Origin of the sequence: Spiroplasma chrysopicola DF-1, assembly GCF_000400935.1 — a bacterium.
Lineage (GTDB): Bacteria > Bacillota_I > Bacilli_A > Mycoplasmatales > Mycoplasmataceae > Spiroplasma > Spiroplasma chrysopicola.
Genome location: NC_021280.1, coordinates 606,047 through 623,873, shown reverse-complemented (window position 1 = coordinate 623,873; position 17,827 = coordinate 606,047). Strand labels below are relative to the sequence as shown.

At 28.0% G+C, this 17,827-nt stretch carries 12 protein-coding genes; all 12 read left to right on the top strand.

Features of this window, described 5'->3' with window-relative positions; genetic code table 4:
* Position 1: 1 nt before the first annotated feature.
* The 12 genes from SCHRY_RS02815 to SCHRY_RS02760 all read left to right on the top strand — a co-directional run bounded on the left by SCHRY_RS02815 (position 2) and on the right by SCHRY_RS02760 (position 17,690).
* Complete coding sequence (locus SCHRY_RS02815) at positions 2 to 1,852, top strand: lipoprotein (protein WP_016338957.1); 1,851 nt, start codon at positions 2 to 4, stop codon at positions 1,850 to 1,852.
* A 238-nt stretch (positions 1,853 to 2,090) separates the two neighbouring features.
* On the top strand, positions 2,091 to 3,917 hold the full coding sequence (locus SCHRY_RS02810) for a lipoprotein (RefSeq protein ID WP_016338956.1): 1,827 nt from the start codon (positions 2,091 to 2,093) through the stop codon (positions 3,915 to 3,917).
* Between the two features lie 107 nt (positions 3,918 to 4,024).
* Positions 4,025 to 5,014 (top strand): spiralin repeat-containing protein, encoded by a 990-nt coding sequence (locus tag SCHRY_RS02805; protein ID WP_016338955.1) that lies wholly within the window; start codon positions 4,025 to 4,027, stop codon positions 5,012 to 5,014.
* Positions 5,015 to 5,120: 106 nt separating this feature from the next.
* Entirely contained in the window at positions 5,121 to 6,146 is a 1,026-nt protein-coding gene (locus SCHRY_RS02800) for a hypothetical protein (RefSeq protein WP_016338954.1), read from the top strand.
* Between the two features lie 29 nt (positions 6,147 to 6,175).
* A complete protein-coding gene (locus tag SCHRY_RS02795; protein WP_016338953.1) occupies positions 6,176 to 8,905 on the top strand; it encodes a DEAD/DEAH box helicase family protein in 2,730 nt (909 codons plus the stop codon).
* Positions 8,906 to 8,949: 44 nt separating this feature from the next.
* A complete protein-coding gene (locus tag SCHRY_RS02790) occupies positions 8,950 to 9,729 on the top strand; it encodes a hypothetical protein (protein ID WP_016338952.1) in 780 nt (259 codons plus the stop codon).
* 65 nt (positions 9,730 to 9,794) lie between these two features.
* Positions 9,795 to 10,364 carry a Holliday junction branch migration protein RuvA gene (ruvA, locus tag SCHRY_RS02785; RefSeq protein WP_016338951.1) on the top strand — a complete coding sequence of 190 codons (570 nt, stop codon included), beginning with the start codon at positions 9,795 to 9,797 and terminating at the stop codon, positions 10,362 to 10,364.
* Complete coding sequence (gene ruvB, locus SCHRY_RS02780) at positions 10,351 to 11,319, top strand: Holliday junction branch migration DNA helicase RuvB (RefSeq protein WP_016338950.1); 969 nt, start codon at positions 10,351 to 10,353, stop codon at positions 11,317 to 11,319. Before ruvA ends, ruvB begins: the two co-directional genes overlap by 14 nt.
* 53 nt (positions 11,320 to 11,372) lie before the next feature.
* The gene (locus tag SCHRY_RS02775) at positions 11,373 to 11,663 is read left to right on the top strand and encodes a hypothetical protein (RefSeq protein WP_016338949.1); all 291 of its coding nucleotides are present in this window, start codon (positions 11,373 to 11,375) and stop codon (positions 11,661 to 11,663) included.
* 64 nt (positions 11,664 to 11,727) lie between these two features.
* A complete protein-coding gene (locus tag SCHRY_RS02770; protein WP_016338948.1) occupies positions 11,728 to 14,853 on the top strand; it encodes a protein translocase SecDF, variant type in 3,126 nt (1,041 codons plus the stop codon).
* 13 nt (positions 14,854 to 14,866) lie between these two features.
* A complete protein-coding gene (locus SCHRY_RS02765) occupies positions 14,867 to 15,382 on the top strand; it encodes an adenine phosphoribosyltransferase (protein ID WP_016338947.1) in 516 nt (171 codons plus the stop codon).
* Between the two features lie 58 nt (positions 15,383 to 15,440).
* On the top strand, positions 15,441 to 17,690 hold the full coding sequence (locus tag SCHRY_RS02760) for a RelA/SpoT family protein (RefSeq protein ID WP_016338946.1): 2,250 nt from the start codon (positions 15,441 to 15,443) through the stop codon (positions 17,688 to 17,690).
* Positions 17,691 to 17,827 lie beyond the last annotated feature (137 nt).

The window sequence follows — 17,827 nt, the reverse complement described above, 5'->3', positions numbered from 1 at the left end:
TATGAAAAAACTATTAACTATTTTAAGTACTTTAACTATTAGTATGACAGGAGTAACATCAGTTGTTGCTTGTAGTGCTAACACTGAGCAACCATCAGATCAACTATCACCAGAAAAAGTAAAGGATTTTTTAAAATTATACCAAAATGAAGTAAATCCGTTTACTTTAAGTCGTGATGATGGCAATCAAAAAAATCGTTTAGTAAAAGATATTACTCAACAATTACACTTAACTTCTGAATATGAAGTTAGCGTTTTAGAAGATGGTTATTTATTGCCAAATCTTGAAGCATTGAACAGAGCAGAAGTGGCAACAATTCTGAATGGTGTAGCAAAGATAAGCGTAAAATACCAAGGGAAAGAATTTTGAAATGACAAAATTTTTTGATTAACAAATGAGTTTAGCAGTATTAAAACTAAATTAACTAAATTAGACAGTTTTACTGAATCAGCAAATGGTTTTATTGTTACTGGGGAAAAAGCACCAAGCGATATTACTACTGAGATTTTAGAAACACAGTTAAAAAAACAATTTCAAAATGTTTTTAAATTTAGTGTGCATGAAATAACAGCCACTCCTAGTTTGAATTCAACTGCAGGTGAAACTGAAAATGAAACATTGATTAATTATGGAAAAACAACAATTGAAGTAACAACATCAAATGATATTGCTGTTTTTAGTGGTGAAATTAATTGAGTAACTGAGCCAATTAATACTGTGGCTGGTTTTGCCTTGGATTTAATGGGCAAAGGACATAGTTCAAATAATGGCTTTGATTTTAAATTACCAATTCCAGGTTTACCAATGGAAGTATCATTAGCAAAATTATATACATTTGCTGGGTTAATTAACACAATGATAGGAAATAGTATTAATCTGGTTAATTTAGATCACATTGGAACTGATCAATTTGATAATGAGTGAAAAAACTTTTTAACTACTTTTGATAGTTTATTGGCATCATTAATCGGAAGTTCAATTATTAGTTTACCAATTACTCTTGATGTCAGTGGAATATTAAAAGTTAATGGAACAGTTGGGGATTTATTAACAAATATGGCCCCAAGTTTAATAGCATTATTACAATGATTTATTAGTAATGATTTTAAATCAAATAATGCCATTATGGAATTATTACAATATTTATTAAGTGATGTTAATCCAAAAGTAAAAGCTGGTTTAGTTGCAACTTATGGCGAAAAAAGTCCAATGATAAATAAAACAAATACAAATTTAGATAGTTTATTAGGTCAAGCATTAGCGGGATATAAAAAAGATTTGCCTTTTAGTATTAAAATTCTTGGCAAAGAGCTAAATGATGAAATTGTTTTTGGCAATAATGGTAATATTATTTCACCAAAACTAGATTTAGCACCAACAACCTTAGTTATGAGTATTTTAAATGAATTTAGTAATATATCAACAGGGGGATTTGATTTAATTAATCAGAAAGTTATTAATAAAGATCACTTAAAAGGTTTATGACATCTTATTTTAACCTTTATTCCAGAAATTAATCTTACTTTAAAAGATGCAATGACTCCATTATGAAATGCTGCTTTACCATCACTAGGACTTGATGCTAATCAGTTAGAACAATTAAATGTTGAATTATTGCAAGGTCGTTTAAAAGTAATGTTTAAAAATCAAAATGATCAATGAGAAGAATTTCAAGATGTCTTTAAAGATGGTGATACACCAAACTTAAAACAAATTCTAGAAGCAAAAGATATGAAATTACAATTTACTAATTTACAGTTTAAATTAACATCAAAAGTTGATTCAAATGCCTCATTTACAACAAACAATGATTTAACATTTGAAATGTTATTATCAGATAAAACAAAATAAAGTTTATAAGAATTTTTAGATAATAGAAAAGCGTGTTAAAACTCTGATTTATTTCATAAAAGTTCTTTTTTTATTTAAAAAAGATAATAAATTTTTTCTTTTTTTAAGATATAATGTACCTATCTCAAAAAGCAACAATTATGATTTTATCGTTTTGGACCTATTTAATTATTATTGTATTGAGATATTTTTCAGTTTTTACTATTGTAAAAGCGTTGCAAAAAGGAGATACGAAAATATGAAAAAATTATTAACTATTTTAAGTGCGTTAACTATTAGTATGACAGGAGTAACGTCAGTTATTGCATGTCATGCTAACACGCAACAACCCTCTGATCAAATAACACCAGACCAAGTAAAGGAATTTTTAAACTCACAAAATGAAGAAAATCCATTTATTTTAAGTCGTGATGAGGGTAATCAAAAAAATCGTTTAGTAAAAGATATTACGCAACAGTTACATTTAACTTCTGATTATGAGATTATTGTTTTAGATAAAGATTATCAAACTCCAAATTTACAGGGATATGAGAAAGCGGAAATCGCAACAATTAATAACGGGGTTGCGACTCTTAGCGTTAAATACCAAGGCAAAGAATTTTGAAATGACAAGATTTTTTGATTAACTAATGAACTTGGTACAGTTAAAACTAATTTAACAACATTAGCTAGTTTTACTGATGAAAATAATGGTTTTGAAGTTCCGGGGCAATTTGTTCCAGCGGATATTAAGGAAAAAGAATTGGAAGCTGCTTTGAAACAAAAATTTCAAAATCGTTTTAATTTTACTGTTTCATCAATTTCATCAAAACCAAGTATCAAAGAAACAACAAGTAAGGTAGAAGAAGACAGTATTATTAATTATGGAAAAACGACAATTAAAGTAAAAACATCAGATGATGTTGCTGTTTTTAGTGGTGAAATTAATTGAGTAACTGAACCAATTAATACTGTGGCTGCTTTTGCGATGGATTTAATGGGGAAAGGGCATAGTCTAAATAATGGTTTTGATTTTAAATTGCCAATTCCAGGCCTACCATTTGAAGTATCATTGGGAACTTTATACGAATTTGCTAGTTTAATTAACACAATGTTAGGTTCTAGCATTAATTTAGTTAATTTAGATAACATTGGAACTGATAAATTTGATGATCAATGAAAAAACTTTTTAACTAGTTTAGATGGAATGTTAGAAGGTTTAATAGGTAATTCATTTATTAATCTTCCAATTAACCTTGATTTAGGAAAAATTACAGCTAATGGAACAGTGGGGGAATTATTAACAAATATAGCTCCAAGTTTAATAGCGCTATTACAATGAATTATTAGTAATGATTTTAAATCAAATAATGTTATTATGGAATTATTACAATATTTATTAGGAAATGTTAATCCAAAAGTAAAAGCTGGTTTAGCCAGAACTTATGGTGAAAGTAGTAATTTTTATAAAAAAGCAAATACTAATTTAGATGCTTTAATTGGCCAAGCTTTAGTAGGATACAAAAAAAATCCACCATTCATTGTTGCTTTGAGTACTGTTCCAGTTATTGAACAAGTGGTTTTTGGATTTTTAATGAATTTAAAACCAACAACTTTAATTATGAGTATTTTAAACGAATTTAGTACTTTATCAGAAAATGGTTTTGACTTAATTAATCAAAACGTTATTAATAAAAATCATTTAAAAGGTGTATCAACTTTAGTCATGGGTTTTATTCCAGATGATATGATTTTTACTTTAAAAGATTTTATGGCACCATTATGAAATGCTGCTTTACCATCATTAGGGGTTGAGGCTAATCAGTTAAATCAGGTAGATGTTGAATTATTGCAAGGGCGCTTAAAAGTAAAGTTTAAAAATCAAAGCGGACAATGAGAAGAGTTTAAAGATGTCTTTAATGGTGATGAGGAACCTAATTTAGACCAAATTCTTAATGCGACAGATATGAAACTACAATTTACTAATTTACAGTTTAAATTAACTTCAAAAGTGGATCCAAATGCATCATATACAACAAACAATGATTTAACATTTGAAATGTTATTATCTGATAAAAAAGTTTAAAAATTAAAAAAATACTTATTTATAAGTATTTTTTTATTTTACAATGTTTTAGTTAATAGTATAATAATTACTATAGGTTCTAATTTAAAATGAAGGGAAAATGAATAATGAAGAAACTTTTAACAATGATGACTGTTTTATCAGCAGTAATTACAACAACAACTCCTGTTTTAGGATGTGGGGTCTTTGCTAATTACCAAAAAAATTTGTTAGATACCTTCCAAATTAAAGCCAATCAAACCGGGGCTGAAATTTTTACGAATTTACATACTTATATGCAAGTTCGCTATAGTTTGGTTGAGGATAAAAGTGCAACTAAAATTGCTAATTATGCGATTTGATATGATGAGGATGAAATAAGTAATAATGATGAAATAAAAGTTGGTGTTGGAGATATTATTACTATTAAAATTTTCTTAAATAAATTTGATTCAACAATTCAAAATGATCAGCAGAAATTAATTAATGCTGGGTATAACTTGAATACAGAATATGTAATTGATATTACGGTAAAAGAGATTAATAAGCAAGATATTAAAAATGTACATGTACCAGATTTAGAAACGATTGCTGAACTAGAAGCTAATTATCAAGCACTAAATCAAAATGAAAACATTTTAAATGTTGTTATTAGTACCATTAATAAAACCTTAAATCTTGTTGTTTCACAAAAAGACTTTTATTTAACAAATGATTATGAAGATAAAGAACTTCTCCAAACTGTTGGGACAGTTGTGACTTTTACTGTTCATGCTGAATCTAATAGTTACTTAATTCAAGGTGATTTTATATTTACCAATACATTAAGCGCTAAAAAAGATCTTAGTTTAGTCACAATTAAACCATGTCAATTCCCAGCGGATGTAACTGCAACATATGATAATTTAAACCAAAATGAAAAAATAATTGCAATGATAATAAAAGTAGTGGGCACTAAATTTAACGTATTAGTGACAATACACGATTTTCAATTAACAAATGATAAGCCTGATGATGCTAATCAAGTTGTTGGGACAAATGTTATTATGATAGTCTCAGCCGTGCCAACTAGTCTGATTTTGGATAATAGCTTTCAATTTAAAATTGAATTAAAATAATGCTAATGGGAAAATAAAACCCGGAATAATTTGCCAAATTAAGATAAGGTAGTTTATAATTATGATAATAGAAAAGTAATTACAAACAAGAAGGAAAAATGAATTTATGGCAAAGCAAGCAAACCAAAGTAGCTGAGTACAAAAATCAAAAGATGAAATTAATAACGTTTTAGCAAAATTTAATAAAAGTAAGGTTATTTTTAAAGCCCCAACGAAAAAAAGACAAATTGTTGTCCGTTGAATGCTGTTTATCGGACCATTATTAACATTAGTTGCAATTTTTATTTTTGCAATGTTTTATATTAAAAAAACTCCAGGGGTATATTATGTTATTCCAGTACTAACAATTATCTTAGGATTAGTTTTTGATGGCTTTATTATTTTTTATTTAATTAAGTGAACAAAAATTATGCGTTTGCAAAAAAATATTTTAGATATTTTAGATTTTAAAAAGTTATATGACTGAGGTTTACAAGAAACTTTTGAGGATAAAATAGATGTAATCAATATTAGTAGTAGTTATAATTTGCCACCAAGCAAAGTAATTAATCTTGAAAATGATACAAAAGTTGATCAAGTTTTAAATTTGAAACATTCTAATTGTGAAATATCGTTAGGGACAATTACCCATAAAACAAAGAAAAAAACTAGTTCAAATTATGCTGAACCTATTTTTTATCGTGTCCCAATTTTAACCTTAAAACCACTGAAGAAATCGGTTATTGATAATGTCACAATTCAATTAGTTGACCTTAATAATGACTTTTTCCGACCAGCCCAAACAATTAAAACTGGTAATTCAGCTTTTGATGATATTTTTGTTGTTGGTAGCAACCAAAAAGATCTTAGTCGGGTTTTACCACCTTCTGTCCAAGCAAAGCTAATTTCCGAAGAGCAAACATCAGTGGCAATTCCTGTCATGATTTTTGAAGATGGTATTTTAACTTTGATTTTTCAAAGTTACTTAGTTGAGGGTTGAAATGACCATAAAATGGTGATTAATGATGTTGAATTTTTTAGTGATTGAGAACATGTAACTAATGATATTATTACAAAAATGCAAATTGATTTAAACTGATTAAAAGATAGTCTAAATTGAGCAAATCAGTTTGACATTATTGATGTTAAATAAATTAGTGTCTGATAATTACAAGAAAGGGGATGAACTATATTAGCAAATTATTTACCAATCATATTGCCCAAGAATTAATTACTGAATTTAATGCAGAAATGCGTAATGCCCAAGAAGTATTATTGATTTTCCCCTTTATTTCAAAAAGTATTATCAATAAAATTGAAAGGTCAATTAAATATTGTCAAACTCATAATATTATTATTCGGATTATTACTACAACATTTGATGATTTAGCCCAATTTAATGATTTCAATGAATTAGAACGCTTAGTTACTACTTATAATAATATTTTAATTCATGTTGAAGATAATTTTGAAAAACGAAGTGAACGAATTCATATTAAGGCATCAATTTTTTCGCGCCCCAATCATCAATCCTCAGCGATTATTGGTTCTTCTAATTTAACTTACCGCGGAATGGTTGCGGGTCGCGAATGAAATGTTAAACTAACGGCACCAGCAAACGAAGATGTCATTACAAAAATGATTAATGAGTTTAATTATTTATGAGAAAATAATTTAATTAATTTTAATGATTCAACTCTTCGCCAAGAATTATTAGCAAAAATTACTCGTAATCAAGAGCAACAAATTATTGGTATGTTTGGCAAACAAGAAACAGAATTTGATACCATTAAAAAATATTTGTATGACTATCAACAAAAAATTATTAATCATTTGGAATATCGCCGGGAAAGAGGAAAAAACAAACATTTAGTCATAATGGCAACGGGGACTGGTAAAACTGTTATTGGGGCTTTTGACTATTTGAATCAATGTCATCGTCATAATCGGCCATTAAAGATTTTATTTTTAGCCCATCAGCGAGAAATTGTTGAACAAGCGTTAAAAACTTTTCGGACAGTTTTACAAGATAATAGCTTTGGTGTTTTAATGTACGAAGGAAAAGTGCCAGACAAGCAAGAATATTTATTTGCAACAATTCAAACAATGCTAAATAATTTAGATCAATTTGGGTCAAATCATTTTGATTATATTATTTTTGATGAGGCACACCATATTGCGGCTACAAGTTTTGAAAAGGTTTTTAATCATTTTCAACCACAAGAAATCTTAGGTTTAACTGCAACCCCAGAACGCACTGATGGCAAGTCAATTAAAGAATATTTTGATGATGAATATGCTTACGAATTACGAGTATGAAGTGCTATTAATCAAGGCTTATTAGCAGCTTTTGATTATTACTGTATTGATGATATTTCCACAGATTTACAAGGGGTTGATTTATCTTCTGATAGTCAAGTTTTTCAGAAATTAAATACCCCAGCGCGCAATGATTTATTATTTAGCACAATTGAAAAATATCTGGGGGTTTATGCCCATCCAACAGCTTTAATTTTTTGTGTTACAACTGAACATGCTAAAATTATTGCAACTTTTTTACAAGCTAAAAACCTTCGGGCCGCTTATCTAACCAGCGAGGTTAGTGACCAGCGCGCAATGATTTTACATCAATTTAAAACTGGTCGCATTAATTATTTATGTGTTGTTAATATGTTTAATGAAGGTATTGATGTTCCAGAAATTGATACAATTATTCTCCTTCGTCCAACTAATTCACGAACTGTTTATTTGCAACAATTAGGGCGTGGATTACGAAAAACTGTGCGAAAAGGAAAATTAGAAGTTTACGATTTAATTAGTAATATTGATAGTAAATATGATTTAACGATTGGGATTAAAAATTTATATGATCCTAACCTAACAACAATAAAATCTTTACCCCAGCAAGCTGGTTTGCCATATAATTGTACAATTACTTTAGAAAAAAAGGCCCAAGAGTTAATTCTTAATAATTTAAAAAAATGATATCAGCATAAAAACCGTTTACAACCTCAAATCCAAGAATATTATCAAAAATATCATGATGAAGGCTTATATAAACTGCTTGCTGATTCCGAAATGTCAATTTATCAATTTTATAATCATATTGATGATTTATATCTTCGGATTGCTAATAATTGGCGTAAATATAGTCCTGGTCAAAATGATTTACAACGTAATCAAAATTTATTAAAACAATTTTTATTTTTAGATAGTTATGAGATTGTTAATTATTTTTATTTACGGTTAGCCCAACAATTATCACCTAACGATATTAATTTAGAATATGATAATTTATTAGTAACATCATTATTATATGAAGTAACCAGTCATCCTGTTTTTGAAAAGTTATTATCAAATTATCTAAATGAAGTTGATTTAGTACAAACAATTATTAATAATAATCAAATGATTGTGCGAGAGTTGTTACTAATTTTAAAATATAAGTTAGAACATGAAACTTTGATTAAAACCGAATTAAGAAGCACTAATTTATTATTAAAACAATGTACTTTTACTGTAAAACAAGTTCTAGCGATTATTGGCCGAACAAATTTTTTATTACCCCGCGGGCCATTACGAATTATTGCTTTTCAAGCTGGATATTTAACTTTTGATAATTATTACCAAGTTATTTTAGCGGATGAAGATGGGCAAGGTTATGGAAAACTGACAAGTTATGATGAACAAAAGCAAAAATTTTATTGATCTCTTCCAGAAAAAATGACAATTAACCATAAAATTGTTAAAGATATGGAAAATAATAAAATTAAAAAGTATTTATTTTTACAAAATAAAATTAATTTAAGTTATCCAAATTTAAAATTAAAGTTATATCGTTATATTGGGACCGGAATTTTTGAGCAATTATTAGATAGTAAATATTTAACTGGTCAATTTGCGGTAATTTAAGGTTAATTTGATATAATTAAAAAAACTAGAAATGAACAAGAAAGATGCAAGAAGAAAGAAAAGACGATTTGTTAATTAAATATGATCAAGCAAAAATTGCCGCGATAATAAAACAATGGCAATTTCCAATTTTGGCCCTTGATTTTGAAGCTTATCATTTTAAAAAGGATTATAAGGATTATGATCATTTAAAAGAATGTAACGCTAAACCTTTTTTGGTTGGGGTTAATATTATTTTTAGCCCAACAATCTTATTAAATAATTCTTTGGATGAATTAATTGAATATCAATATCATTTAAATTGAAATTTAAATGATAAAAAACTGCATAGTTTTAAATCATTTGCGCTGTTTCTTGTCAAACTAGTTCGTAAACATAATATTAGAACATTGTTAGTGCTTGGCAAAGAGTTAGAACAAGAGTTAATTGCTATAATGTCAAAACGTTGACCGCGCTGATTTCGATTGAAAAAATTAACAATAATTGATATTTATGATTTATATGCTAATCAAACCTTATTTCAATTATATCTTAGTGAAGATTCAACACCCCTGAAGGTTAAACAAATTGAGCAGTTTTTACGGTTTGATGATTTATATCAAATTATGTTACGTCCGGTGAATAATGATCGCCATTACTGAGATAATATTTGACGGCGTTTAGATGGTTTTTATTCTTATGATAAAAAAAATCTTTATCAAAATTTACACAAATATCAAGATGAACACTTAAAAGAAATTGTTGATAAAAATTATAATGATTTATTAAAAATGACAAGTTTGTTAAAAACTTTTATCAGTTATGGGAAGAAAAGACAAGAATAAGTCTTTTTTTATTTAAAGGAAATTAATCATATCCCTGATAATTATTATCTGAAAGGAGTAAGATAATGTTTAATTATTTAACAGGAATTGTCCAAAATGTTTCTAACCAAAAAGTATGGCTAGATGTTAATAATCAAGGTTATGAAATTATGATTATTACTTATAAACCCCTTAAAATTGCAAAGGATAAATCTTATCAATTTTACACAACATTAGTTAATAATGATTATGTTAATTACCAATGATATGGATTTTTAACTTTAGAGACTCGAAAACTATTTTTAGATTTATTAATGATTCCTTCAATTGGGGTCAAAACAGCTTGTTTAGTTTTACAACAATTAAGTGTTGAGCAACTTTTAGGAATTATCAAAAAAGGAACGATTGAGGAATTATGCCAATTAAAAGGGTTAAAAAATCATAGTGCTCGGCTAATTATGACAACATTACAAAAGATTTATTTTCGTAAAAATTATAATAATCTTCAAAATAGTATAATTGATTGCTTAAAAAAACTAGGTTATTCTTTACCAGCAATTTATCGTGCACTAAATTTAGTTCCTGAACAGAATAATTTGGAACAATATTTAGCTGCTGTGTTAAAACAAATTAGTGTGAATAATGGGCAAAGTTAGTTTTCGTCCAACCTCTTGAGAGGAATATATCGGGCAAGAAGATCTTAAAAATAATTTAAAAATTACGATTACTGCTAGTCAATTAGAAAACCGCGCCATTGATCATATTTTGCTTTCTGGCCCAGCTGGTGTTGGCAAAACTAGTTTAGCTTATTTAATAGGAGTGGTGTTAAAAACGAAAACCCATATTTTACATGGTCCAAACCTCCAAAAACCCAGTGATTTAATTTGTGTTTTAACCCTATTAAAAGATTTTGAGGTTGTTTTTATTGATGAAATTCATGCGATAAGTAAAGAAGTAAGTGAATTATTATATCCTGTCTTGGAAGATAATACTTTAAATTTAATTATTGGCAAAGATTATAATAGTAAAAATATTAATATTACTTTACCAAAGTTTACCTTAATAGGGGCAACAACAAATCTTTATCATTTGTCACACCCTTTAATTCAACGTTTTCCAATTAATTTGACAATGAGCAATTATAATTTGTCTGATTTGCAACAAATAATTTTTAATTGTGCCGCACAACAAGCAATTAGATTAGGTATGCCAGAAGCATATTTTATTGCGCAACATAGCCGGTTTAATCCCCGCATTGCAATTAATTTGTTCAAAAGAATTTATGATTATGCCTTAACAACAGGCAGTAAAATAATCACAATTGCTTTGATTAAAGTTGTTTTTAAAAATTTACAAATTTATCTTGGGGGGATTAGTAAATTAGAAATTAATTATTTATGGATTATTAACAATACTTTTAGTAATAAGCCAACTGGGATTGAACTGATCGCCCAAGTTTTAAATGAGCCAGTTTTAAATATTACTAATAGTGTTGAACCGCTATTATTAAAACTAGGGTTTTTACAAAAAACAAACCGTGGCCGCGTAATAACCACAAAAGGGCAGGAATTTTTACAAAAAATAAATTTTAAAAAATTCGAAAATAGTTAATTTTTAAAAGAAGTTAGTTTATAATATAAAATGAAATAATAAAAGGTGATTATATGGAAGAAAATAAACAACTTAATGATCGTCAACTTAGTAAGTATTTGCAAAAAATGATTAGTTTAAAAACAATTGAACTAAAACTAATTAATTCAAATATTAGCGAGCTTGATGTAACTAATTATTTATTACAAGTAATATTACCTGATCGAAAAATTATTGATGTTAGTGAAGGCGCATTTTATATTTTTAATATCAAAATTAACCGGATTATTGAATTTATGAATAACCAAAAAGTGATGGAAAAAAATATTTCTTTAGAAGAATTTGAAGATATGTTTAAGAAATAATTTTAATTATAGTGTACAATATAAATAGCAAAATCAAAAAAGAAAGAATTGTGGTGTTAAAATAGTGCAACAGGTAGAACGTACAAAAAAAACTAAGAAAAACTCAACTGATAAGAAAAAAATTAATAAATTAATTGCCCGAATTTCAATTTTAGTTTTATTTGTTATTGCTATTATTGTTGGTGCTTTTTTTTCAGCCGATAATTTCCGTTATAAGTATCAAACAGGAATAGCTTATTCTGGTGGCTACCAAGTTCAAGTTGATGTCTATGATCATTCAGTAACTAATCCTGATCCTAATACTCCAAATGGGGATAGTGAAAAAGGGTTAGAATTATTAAAAGCAAAGTTAGACCCTTTAAACAATTCTAATTTATATTTACAAACATTAGGAAAACATAGTGTTGAAGTCATGATTGGTAAAAATAATTTTACTAATTTTAATGATTTAATTAATAATATTCAACGGTTAGGAGCAATTTATTTAACTGATAGTAAAGGAACAGATTTATTGGTTAAAGATAATGAAAGAACACCATTAAGTGATGTTATTTCTGGTTCAACAACAGGAGTTGACCAAACTCGTAATCCCGTTATTACTTTGCAAATCAAAGACCAAGTTAAGTGAAATGAAATTATTAATTCATTAACACCAGAAGAAGGTAGTGCTCAACCATTATATATTTGAACAGATATTGGCCAATTTATCGATGATTTACGTCGTGATAGTGATAATATTGAAATTATTCGTACTGCTTTTAATCAGTTAAATTTATCTTCAAATAACGATGTTTATCGAATTTTTAATTTTGAATATTATGATGCTGGAACATCAATGACAAAACGCGATAATTTGTTAACAACTTCGTTATTTGGGGCAAATTTAGTTGAAGTTATGAAGAGTGAAAAATTTGCTTTCGTTGATGTGAAACAAAATGATTTAATTATTGATCCCAACGATAAAACAGCAATTTCAAATATTTATATTGATCCAATTCGTCCCAAATTAAAACAAATTATTGATTATTCAACAAAATTAACAGATAAATATAAAAAATATTTAATTAACTGAGATTCAATTGTTAAAGGGGTTGGTGCAGGGGCTAACTCAAATACAATTCAGACAACAACTGCGACAGAAGCAAAACAAATTAGTAATTTAATTAATGGTGGTTTAAGTGGTTATGCCTTTTTAATTTCGGGATACCGTGAAATTGATCCAGTTGTAACACAACCGATCTTTATTGCTTCAATGGTAATTCTTGCTGTTTTAACACTAGCAATCTTTGTTTATTTAATAGTTTACTATCGTTTATTTGGCTTTATTGGTGTTTTGACCCTAGCCTTTACCATTATCTTAACGTTATATTTTTCATCATTACTAGGAGTTCAAATTTCTCCTGAAAGTATTTCAGCCTTAATTATTGCCTTTGGTATTGGGTTAGAAGGAAATCTCCTATTTTATTCTCGTTATAAGCGCGAGCGTTATGAAAATGGGGTTCCCTATGAGCCAGCTGTTAAAATTGCTAATAAACAAACAATTGCCTTATTTGTTGATGCGGTTGTCGTTTTAATTATTTTAGGATTATCATTATTCTGAGTTGGAACAAACAATATTAAATCATTTGCAACAATTTTATTAGTTAATCTAATTATTGCAGTTGTAATGGTCTTTGCTGTGGCCCGGTTATTATACTGAATTGTTATTAAATTACGTTGACAAGAAAAATTTAAGTGATTAGATATTCCCCAATATGCATTTAAGAAATTAATTTCAAAAAACAAAAAAACAGGGCATGCTAATCATAGCGATGATAAATTATTAGCAACAGCAACAGCAACAGTAGTTGATGTTGGAACACCGGAAAATCTTGGCGATGATAGCACAGATACACCAATTATTGATAGTCGTAAAAAAGCCAAAGACGCAATAAAACTAAAAGATCGCTTTTATCACTTTTCAAAATGAACACCAATTATTGGCTTAATTTTAGTACTTGCCGCAATTATTATTGGTTTAACAGGTGTTGCTAATTTTGATAGTTCAATTAAAAAAGGAACAGAAATTACAATTGGAAGCGAATATTGGCAAGACCATAATAATGAAGAACAAGCGAAGACAGACTTAGCTAAACATCTTAATAACATTATCAGCGAACATAAAATAAAAACAAAATTTACTTATAATTTATATACAATTAAACGCTTAAATGGTACAAAAGTTTTAGTTGTAAGCACAAATATTACTGGTTCTAATTATGCGCGGGCATTATTGGCTTCAATTGCCTCATATTATGGAGCGTCAGCGGAAGATAATGGGATTAACATGTATCAAACTAATCCAATTATGGAAGTAAAAGCGTTAATTATTACGGTAATTAGTTTTGCAATTGGAATCTTATGTATTTTTGTTTATACGTTATTCCGTTTAGATTGAGCACAGTTTGTTGGAATTGTTTTAGGAAGTTTATTTGCTTTAGCAATTACAGTTTCAATTGCGATTATTTTCCAAATTTTAATTACTTTTGAAATGTTGATCGCCTTCATTGCTATTTTTGGTTTTGCAATGGCAATCGGGACAATTATTATGGCTCGAGCAAAACAAAATAAACGAACAGTTAATAATGTTGAATATGAAAAATTCTTTAATTATATGTCAAAACATCATAACACAGTTAAAAAAATACGTAATTCACCAAAACAGTATGTGAAAGATGAAATTAAAGCATTACGTTTAGCAAATCCTGAATTGAAATATAGTGAATTTAAACACACTTTTAAAGTTGAAATAAAAGCAATTAAAGCGCAAGCTGTTGAAATTAAAAAGAAAAATAAAAAAGAAATAAAAGCAATTAATAAAGAGTTCCATCAATATGATTTATCAAACAATTTTTTACAAAAAATTGCTAATATTACAATTAAACAAATGTTTAAACATTGTTTAACTTTATTAATTATTTTAGGATCATTATTATTAGTATTAGCGGCCTTTTCAGGAAGTTTATTTGGCTTTAACTTAGTAATTTTCTTAGGAATTTTCTTTGGAATGTTTGCAACATTGTTAATTGGAATTCCAATTTGAGTATCATTAGAAAAATATCGTGCCTTAAATAAAATTCGGGTAAAAAATTACCTAGATTCAAAACGAGTTGAAATTGATGAACAAATTGTTAAAGGCATAAATGATTAAGGAGAGCATCAAAATGATTGATTTAAAAAAATATATTGTCAATGTTCCTGATTTTCCTACACCTGGCATTAGTTTTAAAGATATTACGCCATTGTTAAATGATGTGGAAGCTTTTCACTATGTAATTGAGGAATTTAGTCAGCTTGTAAAGCAATTAAAACCAACAGTTATTTTGTCTCCCGAAGCACGTGGCTTTCTTTTTGGACCTGCTGTTAGTTTTAATAGTAAAGTTGGTTTTGTTCCTGTTCGCAAGCCAGGAAAATTACCCCGCACTGTTGTTCGAAAAAACTATAGTTTAGAATATGGGGAAAATATGCTAGAAATGCATCTTGATGCAATCAAACCAAATGATCGTGTTTTAATTATTGATGATGTTCTTGCAACCGGAGGTACTGTTAAAGCAATTTGTGACTTAGTTGAAGAACAAGGCGCAACGGTTGTTGGTTTAGGATTTTTAATTAATTTAACTTCCTTGCCAAAAGACCCAGGCCTATTAAAATATTCAACAATATCATTAGTTGAATATTAACCTAAATAAGTATATAATTATAAACGCTATTATTATGTAAGTAAAAGAGGTGTTTATAGTGGATCAGAATATAAAATTTGAAGATGTCTTAACACAAATTAAACTCTATATTAAAGATGAAAAGAGTTTAAATGAAATTGTAAAAGCTTACGAATTTGCCGAAGAAAAACATCGCGGCCAAATTCGCAAAAGTGGGGCACCTTATATTATTCACCCATTATGAACAACCTTTTTTTTGGCCCAATGAAAAATGGGGCCAAAAACTTTAATTGCCGGATTATTACATGATGTCTTTGAAGATACTCCAGCGACTTATGATGAAATGCAAAAACTTTTTGGTCTTGAAATCACTAATTTAGTTGAGGCAGTAACAAAAGTTAGTTATTTTGCCAAAGAAAATCGTACCCAAATTAAGGCCCAATATTTACGAAAACTTTATTTATCAATGTCAAAAGATATTCGGGTAATTATTATTAAATTAGCTGATCGTTTACATAATTTACGAACAATTAATTTTTTATCTCCTGAACGCCAACAAATTATTGCCAAAGAAAGTTTAGAAATTTATTCAGCGATTGCCCATCGATTAGGGATGAAAGCAGTAAAATCAGAAATTGAGGATTTATCATTTAAAATTTTAAACCCTCAAGAATATAATAAAATTATTACTTTATTAGAAACAAGTAATAAAGAACGCGAAAATACAATTAATAAAAAAATTGAGGAATTAAAAGATATTTTAATTAATCAGAAAAAAATGGATGTCAAGATTTATGGCCGTAGTAAATCAATTTACTCAATTCATCGAAAAATGAATCAGTTTGGAAAAAATTTTGATGATATTCATGATATCTTAGCTGTGCGAATTATTACTAATTCAGTTGATGACTGTTATAAAGTATTGGGTTTTGTTCATCAACAATATACACCATTAAATAACCGTTTTAAAGACTATATTGCGACTCCGAAACATAATTTATATCAATCTTTGCATACCACAATTGCCGCTGAAGATGGTTCAATTTTTGAAGTTCAAATTAGGACAGAAGAAATGGATGAAATTGCTGAACAAGGGGTAGCTGCGCACTGACGTTATAAAGAAGGAGAAAATTATGATGTCCAGAAAAAACAAAAAGACATTGATGATCGTCTTGATATTTTTAAACGAATTTTAGATCTTGAGAATTTAACAGCCCATGAACGAGATGAAATTCAGCAAGAAGTTTATAAGCCTGACCAAGTGCTGGAAGAAATTATTCAAAATGATATTTTTGCTTCATTGGTTTATGTTTTAACTCCAAACGGAAAAGTTGTGACATTGCCATTTGGATCAACTGTGTTAGATTTTGCCTATAAAATCCACTCCGAAATTGGGGAAAAAACAATTGGGGCCAAAATTAATGGTCTATTTTCACCAATTGCAACAGTCTTAAAATCGGGAGATGTTGTTGATATTAAGACATCAGTGACCCAAAAACCAAATCATTCATGATTAGTAATTGCCAAAACTTCATCGGCTGTTCAAAAAATTCGGAAATATTTAAAAAAAGAATTAGTTGAAACAAGTGGGGATTTAAAAACGCAAAACTTGGAAAAAATTAAAACCGCCAAAGCCCAGATTGAAGAATATATTGGTAAAAAAGATTTAAAATATAAATTAGTTGATGCTGAAACACAATTGGAACGGCTACGCGAAATTGATTATACAAATATTGAAGATTTCTTATTAGATGTAGCCAATGATGAATATACAATTGAAGAAGCGGTTAATTTAATTTATTATGATCCCGATACAAATCAAAATCAAAAGATTTTGAAAAAGTTACAAGATAAAAAATATAAAAAAGCGCAATTAAAAGATGACATTATTGTCCAAGGAATTACAAGTATTAAAGTTATTATTTCACAATGTTGTTTACCAATTCCTTATGAAGATATCGTTGGTTATGTTTCTAAGTCAGAAGGAATTAAAGTGCACCTAAAAGAATGCCATAATATTCAGAGTGAAGATAAACAAGAACGCCAGGTTGATGTTATTTGAAATGAACTTGTTTGTAAAAATAAACAATATGATTGTGGAATCCGAATTGAAGCAATTGATCGCCCAGCCTTGCTAGCTGATATTACTAAAGTATTGAGTCATTTAAATGCTTCAATTCAGATGATTAATGCAAATACAAGTAGTGATTTAATGACAATTTCAATTAAATTAATTATTAAAGTTGCTAATGTTGATCGCTTACGTCAAATTCGTTCTTCATTATTATCAATCCCAGATATTAAAACTGTTGAAAGAATTTTAATGTAGTTTTTTATCAATAAAATGTGATATTATTTTAATGTAGTTTTTTATCAATAAAATGTGATATTATTTTAATGTAGTTTTTTATCAATAAAATGTGATATTATTTTAATGTAGTTTTAATTAATATTCTTTAAAAAGTT